The sequence below is a fragment of the Marinicellulosiphila megalodicopiae genome (assembly GCF_045862395.1).
Taxonomy (GTDB): domain Bacteria; phylum Pseudomonadota; class Gammaproteobacteria; order Pseudomonadales; family Natronospirillaceae; genus Marinicellulosiphila; species Marinicellulosiphila megalodicopiae.
Genome location: NZ_AP023087.1, coordinates 3,193,650 through 3,214,985, shown reverse-complemented (window position 1 = coordinate 3,214,985; position 21,336 = coordinate 3,193,650). Strand labels below are relative to the sequence as shown.

The window sequence follows — 21,336 nt, the reverse complement described above, 5'->3', positions numbered from 1 at the left end:
CTACCTAGCTTTTTATGATTTTTAAGTAACAGTACAAATGCAATTAATATGAAAAATAGCATGAGTGGAATGGGTGTCAGAAAACTTCCGACGATCCATTTTATATAAAACATGAGTGATCCTTTTTAATCAAAATCAACACAATAGGATTCAGGATTTTTACCTATGATCGGGCGATAAAATGCTTTGATTTTGGCTTTGTCTTGTTCGTAGTCGCCCGTGGTTTTCATCATGGGACCAAAGCCTAATTCTTTTTTAGAAAAATCAATAAACGCTAAGGCTAAGGGAATGTCGGCGCCATCTGCGATGCGATAAAAACCTGTCTTCCATTTGTCGACATAACCTCTTGTGCCTTCGGGGGTGATGACGATGTTGATGGATTCTGATTTTTCAACCAATTGAATGTAGCTGTCGACAATATTAGATGCGTTTGAGCGATCAATCCCCGTGCCACCTAACCAACGCATGATGCCGCCTTTAAACCCTGTGAATAAACTGTCTTTGCCTACCCAATTAACCCTCCAGCGCATTTTAAGTACGGTACACATACCCCAAAAAAAGTCCCAGTTGCTTGTGTGGGGCGCAACGATGATGATGTATTTTTTTTCTTTGGGTATCTCTCCCGCTACTTTCCAGCGAAATACAAATAAAATCAAAGACGATAACCACGACAATATGGGTAATATGATTTTGGAATCAAAAATCGTGTTTTGTTTTTTGTTTGGTATTTGAGTTGTCATTAGCAATTTTGTCCCGCTACAAAGCCTGAGCTAAACGCCCATTGAAAGTTGAATCCACCTAAATGTCCAGTCACATCTAATACTTCACCTACAAAATACAGATTAGCCTGTTTTTTACTTTCAAGGGTTTTGGAGGAAACCTCGTCACAGTCTACGCCGCCTAAAGTAACTTCTGCGGTACGGTAACCTTCAGTGCCGCCGGGTTTGAAAACCCAGTGATGCACCATTTGATCTAACTCATGTAATTGCGCGTTACTCAATTGAGCTACTTGCATGGTTAAGTCAAATTGATCAAACCAAATTTGTACAAACTTATTAGGCCATAATAGTTTTAAAACCGTGCCTAATGATTTTTGACTAGATTGATCGGCCAACCATTGGCTAAGTCGGTGCTCTGGTAAAAAATCAATGTCTAAGCTTTCGCCTTCATTCCAATAATTACTGATCTGTAAAACAGCAGGGCCACTTAAACCACGATGGGTAAATAAAATCTGATGTGAAAAACTTTGATTATGGATACTGATCACACTTGGAATAGCAGTACCTGACAATGCACTTAAACGCTCTTTGTCTTTATTGTTCCAAGTAAACGGCACCAAACCTGCGCGAGTGGGTAACAAAGGATGACCAAATTGTTTGGCCACTTCATAACCAAAACCCGTTGCGCCCATTGTTGGAATGCTTAAACCGCCTGTTGCCACAATAAGAGACGAACTTGAGGTGCTATAGGTTTTATCGTTAACACTTAAAGTAAGGTTAAATAATTTGTTTTTTTGAATTTTCGTCACTGAGGTAGATGTTCTTATTTCAACATCTAAGGGCTGAATGAGTGCTTTTAAAAAGTCTAAAAAGTCACTGGATTTGTGTTGGCAAAATAACTGCCCCAATTCTTTTTCATAATGCTCTAAACCATGTTCGGTGACTAAATCTAGAAGATTCCACTGAGTAAACTGTGCCAGTGCCGATTTAAAGAAATGTGGGTTTTTGCTTAAATATCGATCATGCTCAATATAGTAATTGGTGAAATTACAGCGACCGCCCCCTGACATTAGAATTTTTTTGCCAATTTTGTTAGCGTGATCCACCACTAAGACTTTTTTGCCTCGAGTACCTGCGCTATAGGCTGCAAACAGGCCAGCTGCGCCCGCTCCAATGATAATACAGTCGAAATTGTTGCTGTTATTTTGAATATTCAAAGCTAATTACTAATAAAAAAAAGAGAATTGTAAGGATATTTTTCCAAAAGGCCAAATTCTTCTTCTATAGTTAAAATTGAATCAATCATAATTTAAGAAAATCATGGCTCAGGTTATTAATTTACCATTATCCCAAGAAGAGGTTGCAGTTTTACAAAGCAAGCGAATTCTTGTGGTTGACGATTTTCCAAATGTGCGAAAGTCCATTAAAGGGATGCTAAATAGTATCGGTATTAAGCAAGTTTCCGAAGCATCAAGTGCGAATCATGCTGCAGTAGCAATCAGGGATAACCATTTTGATGTTGTGATTTGTGATTATAATTTAGGCCCAGGAAAAGACGGGCAACAATTATTAGAAGAAGTGAGGTTTAACGGCACATTATCTTTTAGAACTGTGTATGTCATGATAACAGCAGAAACTTCTAGAGATATGGTGATGGGGGCGATTGAATTTCAACCTGATGATTATCTTGCAAAACCCTTTGCTTTTGAAACGTTAAAACAAAGAATAGTGCGTTGGTTTATGCGTCAAAAGAAAATGGATAAATTATTTAAAGCACTGGATGACAAAAATCATGAACAAATCATTGAATACTCATTAATCGTTATTAAAAATGAGCCACGTTTTCGTATTTATGCACAAAAAAAAGCAATTGAGTCTTACATAGAATTAAAACAATTTAATGAACCGCTACAATTAATCGAAGAAATAAATAAAAATCGTGAACAATCTTGGACAAAAGTATACCAAGCGCAAATCGCAATATTGCAAAATAAAAACGACCAAGCCATTGAAATTTTAAAAAATGCTATTGCAAAAGATGCCAATCTTGTAGGAGCTTATGATTTATTAGCACAGTGCTATCTTGTCAAGCATGACGAAAAACGCGCTCAAGATGTGCTTAAAAAAGGCGTACAGAGATCACCAAGAAATATAGAAAGACAAAAATGTTTGGGAGAAGTCAGTGTTGCTTTAGATGATGTTATAAGTGCCAGTAAGGCATTTAAAGAAGTTGTTTCACTGTCAGATTCTACGATGCATGATAGCCCTGAAAATTATGAAAATTTAGTCCGCTCTCTCAAAGTGCAATTTGATCAAATGGAAGATAATGATCCAGATAAAAGAAAAGTTTTATCGGAAATGCAAAAGCAAGTTAAACAGTTTTCCTCTAAATATCAAGGTCGAGATGCTGTTAAATTATTTTGTAAGGTTTTTCAATTTAAATTGGATACATCAAATTCAGATCTAGTGAAAAAAAGTCTTATGGATGATTTTTTACAAACTGCATTATTAAATTCAGAGGAAATTTCAATTGAGTTTGGTGAAGAAATTGTGCAATTGTTATTTGAACAAGAGCGTTATTCTGATGTTGATGAATTGATTACAAACTTAAAAGAATCTCATAAAGACGAATTAAAAGCCATAGAAAAACTAGATGCGATTCAAGCTGAACCTGTTAGTAAAAAACAAAGAGGGTTTGCACAAAAGTTAAATATTGAAGCTTGTAAATACTATGAAGAAAAATCCTATGAAAAAGCAAGTGAGACATTCCAAAAAGCATTAAAGATTTCACCACGGCATCCGGGTATGATTTTGAATTATATTCAATCAAGAATGCAATTGGTGAGTAAAGAAGATCATCCAATTCGTGTAATTAATAGCTGCTTAGAATTTGCTGATCGATTAAGTTTCTTGGAAAAAGATCATTATCAATATCAGCGTTACAGTAATATTGTAACTAAATTAAATCAATTTAAGAAAAAATACGATGATTGATCATAAAGATTTAGATGTAACATTAATCATGGCTAGTATTGTTCATGATGTTAAAAATTCGTTGGGTTTGATTCAAGGGCAAGTTGAGGCAATGGTGCCAGAATTAGCTAAATCTTCCCCTGAATCCGCAATAAAATTACAACAATTAAGTTTAGAGGCAGGTAGAATTAATCATGGTCTAATTCATATGCTTGGCTTATATCGCCTTAAAGAAGGCATGCTTAGTCCAACAGATGAAGAATGTTTTGTTATGGACATAATTGATGATGTTAAGTCAAAATTTGTATCCAGTTTAAATGTACTAAATATTGAATTTGAAGTGAATTTACATGACGAGGATTTGATATGGCATTTTGATGGGGCATTAGTTGAAGGAATTTTAAGTAATGTTATAACCAATGCAATTCGATATACCAAAAGTAAAATGGTGTTTAATACTTATGAAAAAAATGGGTATTTAGTTCTTGAAATAAGAGATGATGGCGCCGGATATCCTGATGCAATGATACAATCTGTACAACCCAAAACAAAAATGAATTTCAAATCTGGCTCCACTGGACTGGGTTTATATTTTTCAAATCAAATTGCTCAAATGCATTGTGTTGATGATAAAAAAGGGTACATTGAGTTACTAAATGATGAGCAAACCCATGGTGCAGTATTTCGCTTATATTTGCCATGACCGAAATACACACCCAAACAAAGCTATAAATTTTTTAAAACTCTGAAATAACACTTGAAACCAATAAGTAAAATCCGTACTCTTCGCGCCGAGTTGGCCAGGCAATCGCCGCTTTATTTGCTTGCAAATGAGGGGGAGGAAAGTCCGGGCTCCATAGGGTGAAGTGCCAGATAACGTCTGGGGGGTGTAAACCCACAGCCAGTGCAGCAGAGAGTAGACCGCCTAAGTATCTTTATGATAACGGTAAGGGTGAAAGGGTGCGGTAAGAGCGCACCGCGCGACAGGTAACTGTTCGTGGCAAGGTAAACCTCACTTGGAGCAAGACCAAATAGGGTTCCACTAGGCGTGACCCGCGCCGGAACCGGGTAGGTTGCTTGAGCCTTAGAGCAATTTAAGGCCTAGATGAATGATTGTCCTCGACAGAACCCGGCTTATCGGCCAACTCGCTTTTTTTACTAAACCAATATTATTTAAGTATTAAGCAATATTGGTTTAACTCTACCTTTCTTGAATTCTCAAATATATCGATTAATAATCCAACTGCTTGTAATCGTGTATTTAAATCACTTTGAAATAACGCCTGCCAGAACTGCTTATAATCCATGTTCTCTGGATTAATCCACTGATATAAACCGAGTAATGTAAAAATGAGTTGATTGTTTTTTTTTGTAAACCTGTTGATGTATAGAATGTCGTTTTGTTTTGCGCTTTCGCAAAAATAGAAAAACGGAAACAATCATGATGAGCAGCTAAGTGACATGTCTGGATCGTTACTGTCTTTGGTTTTCTCAAATCTTACCCAATCTGGGTTTTGAGTAAACGGATTTTTTGCAACTTCACAAAGGGTTTCAAACTCGGAATAATCTCCTTGATAGGCCAGATCAATTGCGTTTTGAATGATGTGCGTGTGCAAAATATAATTGGGATTGTTTACCTGTAATGTGGTTTTTGCTTGTTTATGGGAAATATGTTGTTTAGTTAAAAGGTTTTCGTATTGTTCATTCCATGAATCAAACTGGTTTAAATCCAGTGCGATGTTTCGTCCACGTCCGTTTTTATCATCAAATGAATACGTTAACTGTCTAAAAAAGTCGGTGTAATCCATATTGTTTTGATGAATCATTGTTAGGGTTAATTCAATAAACGATTCGCTTATTTCATTTAAACCTAATTTTTGCGCAAATAAATAATTGAAGTGTTTATTAAAAGTCGGCTCATACACTTTTAAGCAATCAATAGCCTGTTCTTTTGTTATTAGAGGCAGCATGGCTTGCGCTAAACATTGACTGTTAAATAACCCCATTTGAGCTTGCTGATCAAAGGCGTAACGACCTTGAGTGTCTGAATGATTACACACATAACTTGGGTTGTAAGTCGTTAAAAAAGCAAAGGGGCCATAATCGAAAGTCTCACCCAATACTGACATATTGTCGGTGTTCATCACGCCGTGATTAAACCCAACCGCTTGCCAGTGCGCTATTAATTTGGCTGTTTTTGCGATGATGGTTTTTAATAAACTGACATAAGGATCCTTCGCTTTTAAGCACTCGGGATAAAAGCGGTGGATGCAGTAATTGGCCAGTTCTTTTAGTTTTTCGCGGGGTAAGTGGTAACTTGCGTATTCAAAATGGCCAAAGCGAATGTGACAGGCGGTTGTGCGTATCATCGTTGCTGCTGGCTCGTACTGCTCTCTTAAAATAGGTTCTGGGCAGGAACCTATGGCCAAAGCGCGTGAGCTTGGAATATTTAAGTGAAACATAGCCTCGCTCATTAAATATTCGCGAAGGGTAGAGCGTAAAACGGCACGCCCATCACCTTGGCGTGAGTAAGGTGTTTGACCTGCGCCTTTTAAGTGTAAATCGATAATAGCAGTAGCAAATTTGTGTTCGGTTAATTCTGCAATTAATAATCCGCGACCGTCTCCTAAATCAGGATTATAGTGACCAAATTGATGGCCACAATATTTCATAGCCAGTGGGGTGGATGATCCGAATTGTGCTTGCCCAGAAAGGATGTTATTGAAATCGTCTTTAGTAAGGTGATCTAGATTTAAGTTTTTAGAAAGGTCTTTATTGATATAAACATAATGACAATTAGGCAGTGGCGTTGGGTTTTGATCGCTAAAAAACGCATGACCTAATTGTCTGTATGAAAGCATTGAAATTATTTCATCCACAACTTAGCAATATGATGCTGAAGTTGTTTGTTGATAGCGCCTTCGACACCGACTTCAACGCTTTTACCAAATTTTTGCATGGGAGATTGTTTGACTTTAAAGGTGACTTCCCAAACAGCATGGGTTTCACAGCAATTGTTTAGGTATTCATCAGAGGTGCTGATTTCATCAACTAAATTGTGTTTGATGGCTTGAGATCCATACCAAACATCACCATTTGCCACTTCATCTATATTTAAACGACGACGGTTTTGGTGAACAAATTCTTTGAATAACTCGTGTGTTTCATTTAGATCTTCTCTGAATTTCTCGCGACCTTCTTCTGTGTTTTCGCCAATCATGGTTAATGTGCGTTTGTATTTACCAGCTGTATGTAATTCAACATCGATATCGTGTTTTTTTAATAACTTATGGATATTAGGTACCTGTGCAACTACACCGATTGAACCAATTACAGCAAAAGGAGCCGATACAATTTTATCTGCAATACAGGCCATCATATAACCGCCACTGGCAGCGACTTTATCAACACAAACCGTTAGAGGAATGCCTTTGTCTGTGATGCGTTTCAATTGTGATGCGGCTAAACCGTAGCCATGAACCATGCCGCCAGGGCTTTCTAATTTAATAACAACCTGGTCTTCTTTTTTTGCATAAAGCAATATTGCGCTGATTTCTTCACGAAGCTTTTCAACTTGAGAGGCTTTGATGTCACCATTAAAGTTTAAGACAAACACATTATGCTTGGCTTCAGGTAATTCATTTTTGTTGGCTTTTTTCTCTTTCTTTCGGTTTTTTTCTAATTGCTTTAATTCTTTTTTGTCAAGAATAGTGTTTTCGAAGCTTTTTTTGTATTTTTCAATTTTCTTATTTAATTTTTTTAAGACAATGCCTTCCTTTTTATTGTCTTGGTTGCCTGCAGCAGCGCCTGCTAAAATGGCGACAACCACAGCAACTAAAATAATAATGGCAATTAACCAAGTTGCTGTTTGTGCTAGGTATTGTAAATATTCATTCATGGGGGATCGCTCTAAGATTTAAAGCGAGTATTCTATCAAGCTTGGGCTGATTAACAACTGTCAAGAGACTCCAAGTCCCTTCGGTGTTACACGAGGCAAAGCTGCGCGATTATTGAAAATTAATAACACCAGAGCATATTGCAAAATAACAACATGACGGCAACCCCAGTTTTAGTAGATATAGACTAGAGCTTAAAGATTGATTGGGAGATTCGCATTATTCACAAAAGTACAAAAGTGGGTGTCACTTTAGGCTTGTAGGTTCGTGATTCATTACGAAAAAACTAACCAAATTAATACGAAAACAATAACACCCACAAGTAATCCTCGATGCAGAAATTAACCTCACTGTAGGTTCCGGATTCATTCGGAAAAAACTATCCAAATCATTAAAAATAAGGCATTACATATTTTTTACCTATCATGAGTAATGACTGGATATACAGATTCGGCCAAAAAAATAGTAAATCCAGCAAAAACACAGCGCCTAGTAAAATGAAGTAGGGCGATGACAAATAGTGGGCAGTTTCTGTTCGTCCTGAACTCACTGCATTAATGCATTCCTGCATATCAAATTCTCTGTATTAGTCTCAAAAAATAGACAGTAAAATTTTGAAAATAGAAAATAACTGGTTATAGTGTGGCCTTAAACCAACTGATGGACTTTATTTAAAATGTTTAAAACAGATTTTTTCCGTCTAATAACATGTTAGAGGGCACTGATGGCAAAGCGATGGAGTAAGCTCAAAAAAGAGATCGAATCTTTGTTTGAGCCAGAGCTAAGATTAGATTTACATTGCGTTGATGTGAATCGATCAATTGACGCCAAAAACGGTAACTCGGGAGAAGGTCTTTCCATGCTTTCATTAGGCAACTATTTCGTAAATTTGAATCAAGAAACAATTTGGAACTTTCCAAAAGACTTCAAAGAGCCAAGCTTTGAGAAATGGCCTGATGGTAACCCTTGGAAATACTCGGTCTCAGAGATTAATCTATTGGTTAGAGACTACATAGATACACCAAAAGACAAGCTTTTAAACCAAGAATTTGAAGAAGATCTATTTGGCCTTACTAAAATACTATTGGCGGCCGATAGAAGAATCTCAATGAATAAATTACAAGACTATTTTAAACAGAACCCAAATGAATGTGGTCTTAAAGTTTTAAATCAAAGGGCCTCTAACAAGTCAAGCAACACGGACGCTGCTAGCAGCGCCGGTTCTTGAGGCGTTGCTTGGTGCGTCTAATACAGGTCTAATAAATAGAAATAAAAAGGAGTTAGTAGTGTCGCAATTTGAACTTTACCAAAGCCAAGAATTTAGAGAGACCCTTAAAGAGTGTAAAATTTTTCGTCTTAAATATCCAAGGGGAGGGCATTATAATGACGGGTTCGAATTGCTGGGGGAATTGGTTTTTGCCGACGGAAAATTATTGTTAGAAGGGTTAGACGCTATAGGGGCAGACTACTTATTACATAAAGAAAAACCAGAATGTTGGTGTCCTCCACCTTTTGATGTGGAGGAAATTAAGTATTGGATTGAGTATAAAAATGAATGCGAATGTTTCGGGTACAAAACATATATCTGTATCGGAACTGGAACCTCAGATTTTTCAATAGAATTCAATTTTAATTCCACTAGCTGGTACGATGTAATAATAGAAGATGTACAGCGAGCTATATCTTTTGAAAAAATTCTTATTTCTAATGGAATATTATAATTCAAAAAAGCATAATAAATAAGAATAGGTTGCGCGTAGCCGCAACTACTTTGATTTAAATTAACCTATTGTTGGTCATTCCAAAGCATCCTGCTGTCATGCCATTAGTGCATCCATGCGCGTCTACCCCGGTCTTCATTTATAGTGGTTTTCTTTTCTGTGACTTTTTTCAGTGACTTTCTTTTCTGTGAGTAGGCTTCTTTCAATTTTGCCATTTTTAAAATTTGAGAGGCATCCTTACTCTCACCCTTACTTTCATCCTACTGTTTCCTTTTTTTTGGGTAATTCATAATTAATTCAGTGTCATATAATATTGTTTTAAAATTAACGTTTCAAATATCTTGTGAGAATGAATATACTGTTTGAAATTAATTAAATTAAAAATGAGTGTTGAAGAAAGTCAATTTTTCTACAGCCTCGTTAATTTAAGGAGAATTCATGGCAGATACAATTATTGAGGATGGCTTTGCAAGAACATACGGTGTGGAGCTACTTTTTGATAGCCACCCTAGAATAGATGTTAAAGCCGCAGTAGCAGAGCTTGAAGCAAGTATTGGTTCAGTTGACCATAAAGAAAGTGGCGACCAAAACATGTTTTTTCTTATTGATCATAAGGTTACCTACGAGGGTGAAAAACAAGTTCCTAGTCAACTCATGCTAGTACATGCTGATCCCAAAAAAGATCAGGATTCGCTGGAAGAAGAAATTCAGCAGAGTTGGCAGACTCCAAATGCCTCTGAAATCGTTAGTCGCACAAAATACAAAGTGCTTCTCACAGATATAATGGCATCAGGCTTAGAGCCAAAAGAAAGGCACTTTATTCTTTCAAATGCACTAAGGGTGTTTACGAAACACTCTAATTGTATTGGAGTAGCAAATAAGCGATCCCAGCTAATTATTGATGCCGAAGAATTAAAGGCTAGTTCCAATCCTTTGTTAAGTTTTGTAAATATTAGATTTTTCAATGCCGGGGAGCAAGGCCTTCTAATGGACTCTCTCGGTTTAGCGGCTCTAGGGTTGTATGACATACAGTGTCACTACGTTGACCTAGATCCCAATGAGGTTTCATCTCAGTTATACAACATTGCATATTACATATTTGATGAAGTCCCAGAATTTGAGAACGGCCATACTATTGCTGGCGTTAATGAGCAAAGCTGGAAAGTACAATTCGAGGAATCTTTGGTTGCACCGCATCGAGATGTTCTCGACCTCAATCCTGGTGCTGATTATTCGGCTGGAAACAGGTAAAAGTTCAAATACTAGTCAGACACACAAGATTGATACACTTTTCTAATTACTAACTTAGTGTTCTACAGTAAAACCCATATATTTGAAAAAATATTATATTAATATTCAGTATTGAGTTTTTACTTGGTTAGAATTTAATTATTATGTATGTCTAAGCTGGGGTTTGTCTAAGCTGGGATTAGTTTATTAGCGCAATGCAGGAGCACATTGTTATCGCAATCTGAACAGTTACGGATTGTGCTGAATAGATACATTATTTCCACCAAATAAAATACAAAGCCACTACAATACTGCCGAGATACAGAGCAATTTGAATCCGTTCATTGCGTTTTTCGTTATCTTTATTTTTGGTAGGTGCAGCAAAGGCTATTGCAGTTACAGCACCAAGTATCATCACTGCTGCGCCAGAATGTATTAGTTTCCAAAGTATTTCCATTTCATCACCATTTTCTTGTTGTTTGTTAATATTAAATCTGTATTTAGTGACACTCAATCAGTTGCTCTCAATCAGTTGCTTGAAATCACCTGGGCGTGGCTATAACTAATGACCACAACTGCCCTTCACTTTTATTGAAGACTTTAACTGAACTCAATGAACATGCACATCAAAATCTGCTCGAATTTAAATCCAACTTTTCACATCGAGCTTATTACATCCAACTTATGCAGTTCTCTAAAGCACTTTCTATGAGTGTGCTTTGTACAGCAGACAAATCCAAAATGTAAGGCTAAGGGGCTTAATATGTTGCTTCATTGTTCTGATTTTAATTTGGGTATAAATATTACAGTGTGAGTATTTTAAGTTGATTGGTTGTAAGTGGGTGTTCACTATTTTGGTTGGGCTTTTTAGTCAAGTCTGATTAAAAAAATGCAATTTTCCATCATGTTGATTTGTTCAAAAATCGGACATTCACCCGTAATACTGTAATTTTGTGTAACAAGTGTTTCTACTGGTTCACAATTACACGCTCTGATTGGCAGTTTTGTCAGGTTTAAGTAAATGATATTCCTCAAAACGTCATAAATTTGATTTAATAGCCCTTTTTTAATCACTCACTTTTTTACACAACTTTATTTTTAAATCATCAAACGGTGCCAATATGAATGTTTTTGCACGGCTATTGCCAAGTCTTGCTGTATTTTCAATCAGTCCATTTGCTTCAGCTGAATTAGTCGCTGTATCTGAAGAAGTGACACCAGCAGCATCTAAAGTGATTGCGCCTTATGAAATTAATTTTAATCCCGTAAACGGAATTTTTGGCAAACAATATATGTTTAATGGTTTATATGCGGTAACTGATGATGTTGCCATTGGTCCAATGATCAGTTTTGATCGATTAGATACTGTAGACACAGTAGATGCCGACACCATTACGGAATATGCACTGGGGGTGAGATTAGAAAAAGCCCCATTAGGATTTAAAACAGACGGTTATTACAGTTCGGTAGGCCTAGATATTCAAGGGATCAAAACCAAGTCAGAGACTAAAAATTGTCGAGGCAATTTTCTTGGGTACGGAGGCACATTTTTAGCGGGGTATTCATTTCGTGAAAACCCATCGAATATTGTGACTAAATTAGGCGCGGGTTTGCATACATCCATGTACATTGATGCCAAAATTGACTGTAAAGATGACACAAAATTAAATATCAGAGATGCAACTGACTACGTAACATTTACATTTATTGTTGAAGCGAGCATCGGTTACAGTTTCTAAATTAAAACAATTAGCGACTTGGGCCATTTTTATTGTGTCCAGTTGCTAGCAGTCGAGCCAACTCAAGTAACTTAGGTGATATATCATCAGCGCCATCTTTGATCAGTTTTGATACATCTCCTGAAGAATATAGCCCACCGCGGGAAGATTTAATTCCCATTTCCCTTACAAAATCTTTAGTTTTACCTGTACTTCCCGTTTCTAGAAATTTAAAAATGATTTTTTCACGATCATTTCTAGGTGCGGTTTGTAATGTGGCGATTTCATCATTTAATAGTGCTACTTTCTCTTCTAAAATTTCAATACGTTCTGCAATGGTGTTATATAGTTTCATGGATAATTTCTTTTGTTAAAGGTAGTTGAAGTAAATGCTTGGCATTATCGCATAGATTCAACTAAAAAAAGTGCATAAAGTGAGTAAACCTAAGTTGCATATTAATGCCAGCCACTTTTCGTCAACCAGAATTTAGCTTATTAATGTAGGTTAAATCCAACTGATTATGCTCAATATTATCCAATCCCCAGTGAGTCAAACTTTCTAAAATAGGCAATAGACTTTTGCCTTTATCACTTAATGAATACTCAACGGTCACTACCGTATTGTGGCATTGCTTACGCATGACAAGCTTTGCATCAACTAGTCGTTTTAATTCATCGGTTAATACTTTTTTACTTATTGGGGACAGCACTCTTAAAATTTCACCAAATTGTTGAGTTGACTGTGACAAACAATGCATCAACATCGGCGACCACTTTCGATTAATTAAATTTAACGAGGCAGCAACGGGACAGGGTTTTGATAAATCCAAATACGGATTTTGTTTCATAAGCGCATTCTTTGATAAATGAAATATAAATACTGTATCACTGTTTGCAGGTGGTAACCAAAAGGTAACTAATTGTGCAAAATAAAAAATTCAGTAATATTCAATTTCCAGTGAGCAAACAGGAATAAAAAATGAACTATCAAATAATTACAATCCCCATTTTACCGCTTGGTATTGTGAATGCTTTTTTAATTAAATACTCTGATGGATGTATATTAGTCGATTCAGGACTACCCAATACCGAACAAAAAGTGGAGCAAACATTAAAAAAATATACTCTTAAATTCAGCGATATAAAATACATAGTGATCACTCATGCCCATATTGATCATGCAGGAAACGCTCTTAAATTAAAACAATTAAGTGGAGCGAAAATTATCGCCCATGTGAATGATTTAGATTATTACCAAGGCAATAAAAAAATGACATTTTGCCCGACTAGCACTTTTGCAAAATTATTTTTTAAAACAGGAGCCGTCAGCAAAAAATATCCTACATTTACGCCTGATATCTTGCTAAAAGATGACGAAACTTACACATTTGATCAACTTGATATTCAAGTAATTCCTACACATGGACATACTGATGGATCCATTTCAGTTATTGTAAATAAACAACATGCCATTGTTGGAGATTTAGTCGCATCGGGTATATTGATTGGAGGCATCATGTTTAAAAATAGACCAAAACGCCCACCTTTTGAAGACAATCCAGCTTTAGTGAGTCAACAACTTAAAGCTTTAAATAATTGTGGTTGTCATAAATTTTATTTAGGACACGGCGGGCCATTAAATAAAAAACAAATTGAAAGTCATTGTATAAATTTAGATCAATTAAATTAAAGTCTAAAACTTGAAATTTAAAAAACAATCACACACTGTTTGAATATTAATTTAAGTGAACGGTTAAAATGAAAGCACTGCTTGTTTTAAGTCTAATCACATCAGTAGCAATTGCTGCTGAACGTGAAGTTAACGCATCTCTGGATTTTAATCAGGTAACGAATGTAGTTACTTTGCAAAGTGAAAAAAAGCTGGTGTTTTAATGTGAGTGTTTTACATAATGATCAAAGTTGGAGGCATTATGCGCATACATGTGAAGTGATTGACCAAGCCAAAAAACGAATTGGCCCAAAGAGTTTTAGCTCACCCACACGGCAACGAACAACCGTTTACTCGAAGTAAATACGGCATTCAAATACCTGAAGAAATAACAAAAGTGATTGTGTATGTAAAATATGCAATCTCCATGGTTTTGATGGTCAGTCTATTTTAATTGATTTGACTCAAAAAGTAGGGGAGGGTTATTTTGTAAATGCAGTGAATTAAGTTGAAATACGGCATCATATTTTAAATACTCATTCGCAGTAATCACGAGAATTCAAGCAAAAGTAAACACCTTTACAATATTGGTTCGCCTAATCGTTTGGTTTATTTTAATGATGGTCACGCTCGGCGTTGCGCTTTTCTTTTTGCCTTACTCATTTTCAGGATTTATTATTAATCAACCTGAAGTAATTGATGACTAAGTCAAAGCCAGATTGATGGTCTTTGACAGCTATATATTTGGGCATTTCGGCCATGTCATATTGTGGATAATTATTTCAGTCTTAACGGTTGGTTTGGGTTACGCTTTTTATTGTTATAAAGTGTGGAATTATTATTTAAACTATACGATGATATATTGAATCGTTAGTTTAAAATTCACACACTACAAGCATAAAAATCACATAAAAAATCACATAAAAAATCACATAAAAAATCACATAAAAAATCACATAGAAATCACATAGAAAACACATATTTAATTATTACTATAGATAAACACTTACCCGTCTATCATTTGATATAGTGAGCAAAACATGAACATTAACTTTAGAAAAGCAAAAACAGAAGATTCAAAAATCATTGCTGAATTTGTAGTCAAACTCACCGATGAAATTTGTGAAATAACCAAAACTCAACATTTTAATATTGATGTAAAAAACACCCAGGCACAATGCGAATCCTTACTCACACAAGGCTTTTATTCGGCCATATTAGGGTTTCAAGACTCGACTCCTATTGCTGTTGTTACTTTGGCACAAACACATGCGTTATATGCTGCTGGTAAAGTAGGGTTGATTCAAGAATTTTATGTGAGTCCCGAATATCGCTCTACAGGCGTAGGCGCAAAGCTGGTAGAGCAAGTGCGCAAACATGGCTTGCAAAATGACTGGGCCTGTATAGAGTTGTGTACACCACCGCTACCAGAATTTAAACGCGTTTTAGACTTCTATCAAAAAAATGGATTAACTCCAGTTGGCGGCCGAAAAATGAGACAGTCATTAAAACAATAAAAACAATAGTGAAAAATAAAATGAAACCCACAAAACTAATATTTCTTCCAGGGGCGGCAGGTAATGCATCGTTTTGGCAGCCTGCTTCAAATTTAATAAAATTTGAAGCTAAGCGCGTTTTTATTGAATGGCCGGGTATTGCTGGGGTAACGCCCGATCCTGCAATAGAAACCGTTGATGATTTAGTTATGAAACTATCTAAAAATATTAACGAACCCAGTGTGCTCATTGCACAATCTATGGGTGGCATGGTGGCTGTAAAAACTGCCATGCAAGTATTGTCAACACATCCCAAGCTCATTACTCATCTTGTATTATGTGTGACTTCGGCAGGTATAAACGTAAGTGATATTAAACCTACAGACTGGCGCGAAGGGTATATAAAAACAAATCCAACCTTTGCTAAATATTTTGTGGAATTTGATGAGGACTTAACCGAACAAATACAGTCCCTAGATATTCCAGTTCTATTAATATGGGGGGATAAAGATCCGATTAGTCCTGTTACTATAGGTGAACGTTTAAACGCTTTAATCAAGGGTTCAAAATTAGAAATTATCCTTGGGGGTGAACATAACTTAGCGAATGTTTTTGCAAGTGAAGTTGCAATAAAGATCGAAACATTTTTAAATAAAAGCACGAATTCGTAGGTCGTGCTTCAGCACGTCATTTATTAATGCCGTCCCCAGCAAACATTAATGCTTCAATGATTCGTGAATTCAAATCTAAAACTGCTCTGCCCTTAGGTGTTACCCAGAACATCTTTACTTCAATCACCAACAAAGTGTTAAACTCCAAATCCCAATACGCAGAATCCTTCTTCGAATTGCCTCAAACAGGAAACCAACATGCCATTGTTCGAAGAAATAGACAGCCAAGCATCCAGCCTAGGTGAAATATCCCTACGTAAACGTCGTATACCCGTATTTGGTGATATCGATATTTATGAAGTGAAACTAGGCGAAGAGTTTTTAATGTCAAGCATGTTTGTAGCAGCAGAAGAAGCGTTGTCGGATTTGGGTTTAGCTAAAGTACAGGGCGATAATCTGAGCGTAGTTGTTGGTGGCTTAGGATTAGGTTATACAGCCGTCGCCGCATTAAAAGACACACGTATTAAAGAATTACTAGTAGTGGACGCATTAGAGACAGTCATAGGATGGCACAAAGACGAGTTAGTGCCTTTAGGTAAAGTGCTAAATTCCGATTCTCGAAATCGATATGTATTAGGCAGTTTTTTTGATTTAGCATGCGATCAAGAAATCGGTTTTGATGCAACCAGTCCAAACAAAAAGTTCGACGCGATATTGTTAGACATAGATCACTCACCCGATGAATTTTTGAATGCATCCAACGCCAGTTTTTATACCACTGAAAAATTAGCCTTAATGGCCAAACAATTAAAGTCAAAAGGTGTGTTTGCCATGTGGTCACAAAATCTGCCTGATCCAAAATTTGAAGCATTATTAAGCACCGTGTTTGCTTCGGTTGAATCGCATGTCGTGTCTTTTTATAATCCGTTTCAAAATAATGAATCGACAAATTCGGTTTATGTTTGCGTGGTTCGATAGATTCGATATTTATAACTACAGGACGTAGTTAATTAGAATAATGCAGGACTCTCAAATGGAAGTAATTAGTAGAGCGACGCAGGATGGCAAAGCCGAGCAAATTGCCGTGAAGTCGAAAGCTTTAATATAAATTCGTGATAATGCTTTAGAACAGGATGGCGTGATATACCAATAAACTGGTTAGTTGATCTTATTTAAACCAATCGTCAGCTGTTTTTAAAAAACCGTTCGTTTTTTATCCATGCTAACTGTGTAATAATGCAGCTCTTTAATCCACTATGTAATGTTCAAGGAAATTGAATTTTGAGTGAAAACAACAAAGAGCTAGCTAAGCAAATAGAGCAGCTCCAACAAAAAATTAGCTTAACTCGCTTAGAGTTTTCAAGCCGGGTGGATGCACTGCAGCAAAATTTAGACGATTTGAAACAACAACAAATCGTTGATAGTTTTATGCAACCAGGTGTCCCTTTGAAAGATGAAAAAGCCAGCGTACCCTCACCACCGACTACGATTGCACCCACAGCGACCAAGCAAGAAAAAATAATAGAAAAAACAGAAGTACTTAACGCTGAACCAGAATCCATACAAGACTCTAAAAAAGCGCAAATAGAAACAACAGCCGAAAAAGTGGAAGAGAACACTTCAGACATCGTTATTAAAGCAAATCAACCTGTTAAAGAAATCGAAAAAAGCGACGGCATCTTAGACAAATTAGGTCGCTCGTTAATCACGCAACTTATCGGGCTATTCAATTTAGTCGCCGCTCCCGTAATGGAAGTGTTTAATAAAATTATTTCGTTATACGAGTTTTACCACAAACAAGGCAAGGCTCCTGTATTTTTAATGACAGTGGCTGGCATCATCACATTAACCTTTGGCTTTGGCTATTTATTACAATATGCATTTTACTCTCTATTTAACGACACCCTCAAAGCCATAACAGGGTTTGTCATAGGTGGTGGCATCAGTGTGTTGGGGATGTATTTATCGGTTAAGAAAACTGAATTTAGCGAGTATGGCGCAAGTGTCATAGCCTTAGGAATAATATTTAACTACTTAACCGCTTATTTTATCGGCCCTTATTATCAAATAGTCTCGCCTGTGGTGAGTTTTATTTTGCTTATTTCAATTACCTGCTATTCAACTTTATTAGCTAAAATATTCGAAACCAAAGTCGTGGCCGCCATTACGTTAATTGGTGGGTTGTTAATGCCGGTTATTTCAGGGCAAATAGATGAAAGTTCTTGGGTGTATTTTGTTTATTTATTTGTTTTGATGTTCGTGAATTTGTATTTATCCATCAGTATAAAATGGTCGGCATTGGGTAAACTTACCTTTGTTATAGGTCTGTCGATGCTACAATATTTACAATTAAGCGCACAGGTTCATCCATATTTAGCTGTATTGTTTTTAAGTATTACCTTTTTGGTGTTTGTATATTACTTCAGTTTTAATGGCTTGCAGCTCAAAGAAAAACTGGATCGAAAAACATTAACGCTGTTAGTAGCCAACCTTTTTTACTTCATCTACGCCATGTTTTCCATACAGCAGCATTCGTGGTTAGTCGCCGTTTGTTTTGCTTTAGTACTTGCTGTTTTAATCGCAACCGTTCGATTATTCAGTATTTTAAAATCCAGTATCGCACCTATGTTCATCTTGTTTATCGCGCTGCTGTCTGCGTGTATTATTTTTGTGTTGGCACCGGCTGAATTAAACAATGTCTTGTGGTTATTAGAGGCGTTAATGCTGTTGTTTATCGGGTTTAAATATCAGTTTTCGCTTATTCGTTTAGAGGGGTATTTACTCTTTATTTACGCAATGGGAAGCCTTGTTTGGATGATGGTTATGCAATTAATTACAAACAGCGATGTGAATTATTTGATTAGCCTAGCGATTTTTACATTATTTAGTTATGCGTTGTATAAAATAGTGGCGCATTACTCTATTACTAGTACGTCTATAGAAAATAAAATCAAACAAGTATTTATTGAACTTTACTCATTTAGTTCCGTATTTTTCATCTGTTCAATCTTGTTTATATATGTCCAATCTATGGAATTATGGTTGTTTATTCCAATAGCGTTAAGCTTACTAAATATTAAATTGTTTTCAGTTAAAGCGGGACCCGTGGTCTTATTTTCATTATTAGGCACAATATTATTTAATCTATTTAGCGCAATTACGTCTCCAATTTATATCGAACAAAGCTTTAAAGCTTGGGTGATGATCATCGAATTATTAGCAAGTCTATGGATTGGGCATATATTCTTTTTGAAGTTTAAAGTAAAAATCTGGTCAAATGATTTAATGCTTGCCCTGCAGTATGTAGTGTATGGCGTTCCAATCGCATTAACTCTATTAAGCACAATGAATATCATTAATCATATTTCAAATCCTTTAAATCAATCAAGTTTTGATGCTCTATGGTTTGATCTTTTGGTTATACTGGTAAGTTTTGCTGTTTTATACGGGTCGTTATTCATTCAAGCTAATTGGATTAACAGCGATACCATTAAAAAACAAAAATATATGTTAAACGAAAGTGTCAGTTTCTTTGCCGCATTATTCTTTTTATATACCAGCTATATCTTGATCGATGCGTGGACATTTATATTAATGCCAGTAGTCATCTGTGCAACACTATATAGATCGTTGAAATTCAATTTACTGATTAGTGAAAAGTTAGCTTGGGGATTATTTATATTTTATGGAGTAATGGCGCTTTATGGATACTCACAAGTAAACACGTTCCATTTCTCAGATCAACCTTATCTAGTCATGATCGGATATGCTGAGCTAATGTTCAATGCTTGGTTTATGTTAACCATCTATCAAAAGCTCAATTTTAAAACCAGTTTGTATCAATTTTCAAAATGGGTGCGTTTATTTATATACATCCTTTTACCATTACTATTTTTAGGTAAAGTCGCAAGATCGTATGTTGAATTCTTGCCTGTGGCTATTTTTGCTTCATTCTTTATTAGTTGGTTTTTACACCGAGTCTTAAAATACAAAGCGTTGTTGATTGAAACTAAAATTTTATTCTACTGTGCAGTATTCGCCACGGTGTATATTGCCGCGTTAGCCCTAACAGGTACCGCTCAGTTACCAGGGTTATTCGCAATTGTTGTGGGTCTTGTCATTATTACTGTCATTAACAAATTTGAAAATATTTTAGGCATCACCAAACACAGTGTGTCCGATTATAAAATGCAATTACAACAAAGCCCGTATTTCTACCTATTTGCAGTATTTGCTTTAAGTTTTGCTGTGCTAGGGCATGTATTTGTAAGCTTGGCTGTCACATCCATTGCGTTGTATTTTTTAATAATGAACACTCAACTTAAACACATTATTCGCCCAAGTTTAACGCTGGCATATGTGTCTATGGTATTTTGTTTATCAATCGTCATTATAGGCAGTGTATTTCAAACCAATGGCGAGTTGATGTCAGTACAAAGTATCTTCATGGTATTGGCATTATTAGTGGTATTAACAGTGGGGTATTTAGTTTGTTTTACAACCAATCAAACACTTATATTCTTAAACAATAAAGTAACGACACAGGTTATATTTTATTGGATCTTCCATGTTATGTTAGCCCTAAGTTATATTGGTTTTATCAACTACGCCTTAGCAGACTGGTCAATTCTAATCTCAATATTACTATTACTGCAGGCGTTATTCGTGCTGTTTTTAACATTAAAAGAACAGTATAAATCCTTAATAAAACTCAGCTTAGCGTTATACGTACTCACCGCCGCTAAGGTATTAATTTATGACTTGGCAGGATCCAGCAATATAGAAAAAGTCATAGCATTAATGATGATGGGCAGTATATTGATGATAGGGGCATATGTGTTTCAAAAGTATCGATTAAAAAGTACGCAACAAATAGTCTGAAATTATAGATGTGGATAAGTTTGAGTTGTGCCTGTCAGTAGTAATGATTTGACAGGCGCAATTTAAAATAAATATTAGGAATGTGTGATTGTACATTTTTTGAAAGGAATAATTAAAATGAAAGTCGTATCAAATGTCACCATCGCTTATTTAAAAACTCTGTTTATAAGTCCTCTAGTTTGTATGCCTGTATTAATTGTTGTTTTTTCAATACTACCTTCTGGTGAGTATTATAATGGAGTAGGTATTTATATATTTTTGTCTGTTATCTATACATTTTTGATTGCATATCCATTTATGTTGTTTTGTTTAATATAACTACATAGACACACTAATATAACTACATAGACACACAACCTAAGCAACAAAACGTCACAAAAATAAAATAGCGATTTTACCTCCATAAACTATTATTTAATTAA

Annotated in this window: 20 protein-coding genes, 1 other RNA gene and 1 pseudogene; 15 read left to right on the top strand and 7 right to left on the bottom strand. The window is 35.9% G+C overall.

Annotation, left to right across the window (positions count from 1 at the left end; all coding sequences use genetic code 11):
* Nucleotides 1-125: 125 nt before the first annotated feature.
* Nucleotides 126-740 carry a 1-acyl-sn-glycerol-3-phosphate acyltransferase gene (locus tag TYM08_RS13930; protein WP_422379754.1) on the bottom strand — a complete coding sequence of 205 codons (615 nt, stop codon included), beginning with the start codon at nucleotides 738-740 and terminating at the stop codon, nucleotides 126-128.
* Entirely contained in the window at nucleotides 740-1,936 is a 1,197-nt protein-coding gene (locus TYM08_RS13925) for an NAD(P)/FAD-dependent oxidoreductase (RefSeq protein WP_422379753.1), read from the bottom strand. Before TYM08_RS13925 ends, TYM08_RS13930 begins: the two co-directional genes overlap by 1 nt.
* 103 nt (nucleotides 1,937-2,039) lie before the next feature.
* Between TYM08_RS13925 and TYM08_RS13920 the strand changes: the two genes are divergently transcribed.
* The 3 genes from TYM08_RS13920 to rnpB all read left to right on the top strand — a co-directional run bounded on the left by TYM08_RS13920 (nucleotide 2,040) and on the right by rnpB (nucleotide 4,845).
* Nucleotides 2,040-3,713: a response regulator gene (locus tag TYM08_RS13920; RefSeq protein ID WP_422379752.1), complete on the top strand. Its 1,674-nt coding sequence runs from the start codon at nucleotides 2,040-2,042 to the stop codon at nucleotides 3,711-3,713.
* On the top strand, nucleotides 3,706-4,395 hold the full coding sequence (locus TYM08_RS13915; RefSeq protein ID WP_422379751.1) for a sensor histidine kinase: 690 nt from the start codon (nucleotides 3,706-3,708) through the stop codon (nucleotides 4,393-4,395). Before TYM08_RS13920 ends, TYM08_RS13915 begins: the two co-directional genes overlap by 8 nt.
* A gap of 89 nt (nucleotides 4,396-4,484) precedes the next feature.
* Nucleotides 4,485-4,845: RNase P RNA component class A (gene rnpB, locus TYM08_RS13910), an RNA gene on the top strand.
* A gap of 286 nt (nucleotides 4,846-5,131) precedes the next feature.
* On the opposite strand, the gene TYM08_RS13905 is transcribed toward rnpB, so the two are convergent.
* On the bottom strand, nucleotides 5,132-6,553 hold the full coding sequence (locus TYM08_RS13905; protein ID WP_422379750.1) for a protein adenylyltransferase SelO: 1,422 nt from the start codon (nucleotides 6,551-6,553) through the stop codon (nucleotides 5,132-5,134).
* Between the two features lie 5 nt (nucleotides 6,554-6,558).
* Entirely contained in the window at nucleotides 6,559-7,590 is a 1,032-nt protein-coding gene (sohB, locus tag TYM08_RS13900) for a protease SohB (protein ID WP_422379749.1), read from the bottom strand.
* Between the two features lie 722 nt (nucleotides 7,591-8,312).
* Here sohB and TYM08_RS13895 point away from each other — a divergent pair.
* The 3 genes from TYM08_RS13895 (at nucleotide 8,313) to TYM08_RS13885 (ending at nucleotide 10,560) form a co-directional block, all read left to right on the top strand.
* Nucleotides 8,313-8,816, top strand: coding sequence for a hypothetical protein (locus TYM08_RS13895; RefSeq protein ID WP_422379748.1), 504 nt, complete (start codon nucleotides 8,313-8,315; stop codon nucleotides 8,814-8,816).
* Nucleotides 8,817-8,874: 58 nt separating this feature from the next.
* Entirely contained in the window at nucleotides 8,875-9,309 is a 435-nt protein-coding gene (locus TYM08_RS13890; RefSeq protein ID WP_422379747.1) for a hypothetical protein, read from the top strand.
* 438 nt (nucleotides 9,310-9,747) lie between these two features.
* Nucleotides 9,748-10,560, top strand: coding sequence for a DUF4261 domain-containing protein (locus tag TYM08_RS13885; protein ID WP_422379746.1), 813 nt, complete (start codon nucleotides 9,748-9,750; stop codon nucleotides 10,558-10,560).
* Nucleotides 10,561-10,813: 253 nt separating this feature from the next.
* On the opposite strand, the gene TYM08_RS13880 is transcribed toward TYM08_RS13885, so the two are convergent.
* The gene (locus TYM08_RS13880; RefSeq protein WP_422379745.1) at nucleotides 10,814-11,053 is read right to left on the bottom strand and encodes a hypothetical protein; all 240 of its coding nucleotides are present in this window, start codon (nucleotides 11,051-11,053) and stop codon (nucleotides 10,814-10,816) included.
* A 607-nt stretch (nucleotides 11,054-11,660) separates the two neighbouring features.
* Here TYM08_RS13880 and TYM08_RS13875 point away from each other — a divergent pair.
* Nucleotides 11,661-12,278, top strand: coding sequence for a hypothetical protein (locus TYM08_RS13875; RefSeq protein WP_422379744.1), 618 nt, complete (start codon nucleotides 11,661-11,663; stop codon nucleotides 12,276-12,278).
* Between the two features lie 10 nt (nucleotides 12,279-12,288).
* Here TYM08_RS13875 and TYM08_RS13870 read toward each other — a convergent pair whose 3' ends face one another.
* Nucleotides 12,289-12,612, bottom strand: a complete 324-nt coding sequence (locus tag TYM08_RS13870) for a hypothetical protein (protein WP_422379743.1) — start codon at nucleotides 12,610-12,612, stop codon at nucleotides 12,289-12,291.
* 121 nt (nucleotides 12,613-12,733) lie between these two features.
* A complete protein-coding gene (locus tag TYM08_RS13865; RefSeq protein ID WP_422379742.1) occupies nucleotides 12,734-13,105 on the bottom strand; it encodes a winged helix-turn-helix transcriptional regulator in 372 nt (123 codons plus the stop codon).
* A 131-nt stretch (nucleotides 13,106-13,236) separates the two neighbouring features.
* On the opposite strand from TYM08_RS13865, the gene TYM08_RS13860 reads away from it, so the two are divergent.
* From TYM08_RS13860 to TYM08_RS13825, 8 genes and pseudogenes are all read left to right on the top strand, one after another.
* A complete protein-coding gene (locus TYM08_RS13860) occupies nucleotides 13,237-13,947 on the top strand; it encodes an MBL fold metallo-hydrolase (protein ID WP_422379741.1) in 711 nt (236 codons plus the stop codon).
* A gap of 68 nt (nucleotides 13,948-14,015) precedes the next feature.
* Entirely contained in the window at nucleotides 14,016-14,150 is a 135-nt protein-coding gene (locus TYM08_RS13855; RefSeq protein WP_422379740.1) for a hypothetical protein, read from the top strand.
* A gap of 59 nt (nucleotides 14,151-14,209) precedes the next feature.
* On the top strand, nucleotides 14,210-14,380 hold the full coding sequence (locus TYM08_RS13850; protein ID WP_422379739.1) for a hypothetical protein: 171 nt from the start codon (nucleotides 14,210-14,212) through the stop codon (nucleotides 14,378-14,380).
* 94 nt (nucleotides 14,381-14,474) lie between these two features.
* Nucleotides 14,475-14,792, top strand: a pseudogene (locus TYM08_RS13845) (DUF6693 family protein).
* 174 nt (nucleotides 14,793-14,966) lie between these two features.
* Complete coding sequence (locus TYM08_RS13840; RefSeq protein ID WP_422379738.1) at nucleotides 14,967-15,443, top strand: GNAT family N-acetyltransferase; 477 nt, start codon at nucleotides 14,967-14,969, stop codon at nucleotides 15,441-15,443.
* 20 nt (nucleotides 15,444-15,463) lie between these two features.
* On the top strand, nucleotides 15,464-16,093 hold the full coding sequence (locus tag TYM08_RS13835) for an alpha/beta fold hydrolase (RefSeq protein ID WP_422379737.1): 630 nt from the start codon (nucleotides 15,464-15,466) through the stop codon (nucleotides 16,091-16,093).
* A gap of 198 nt (nucleotides 16,094-16,291) precedes the next feature.
* Complete coding sequence (locus TYM08_RS13830; protein WP_422379736.1) at nucleotides 16,292-17,011, top strand: spermidine synthase; 720 nt, start codon at nucleotides 16,292-16,294, stop codon at nucleotides 17,009-17,011.
* Nucleotides 17,012-17,314: 303 nt separating this feature from the next.
* Nucleotides 17,315-20,914 carry a DUF2339 domain-containing protein gene (locus TYM08_RS13825; RefSeq protein ID WP_422379735.1) on the top strand — a complete coding sequence of 1,200 codons (3,600 nt, stop codon included), beginning with the start codon at nucleotides 17,315-17,317 and terminating at the stop codon, nucleotides 20,912-20,914.
* Nucleotides 20,915-21,336: the final 422 nt, after the last annotated feature.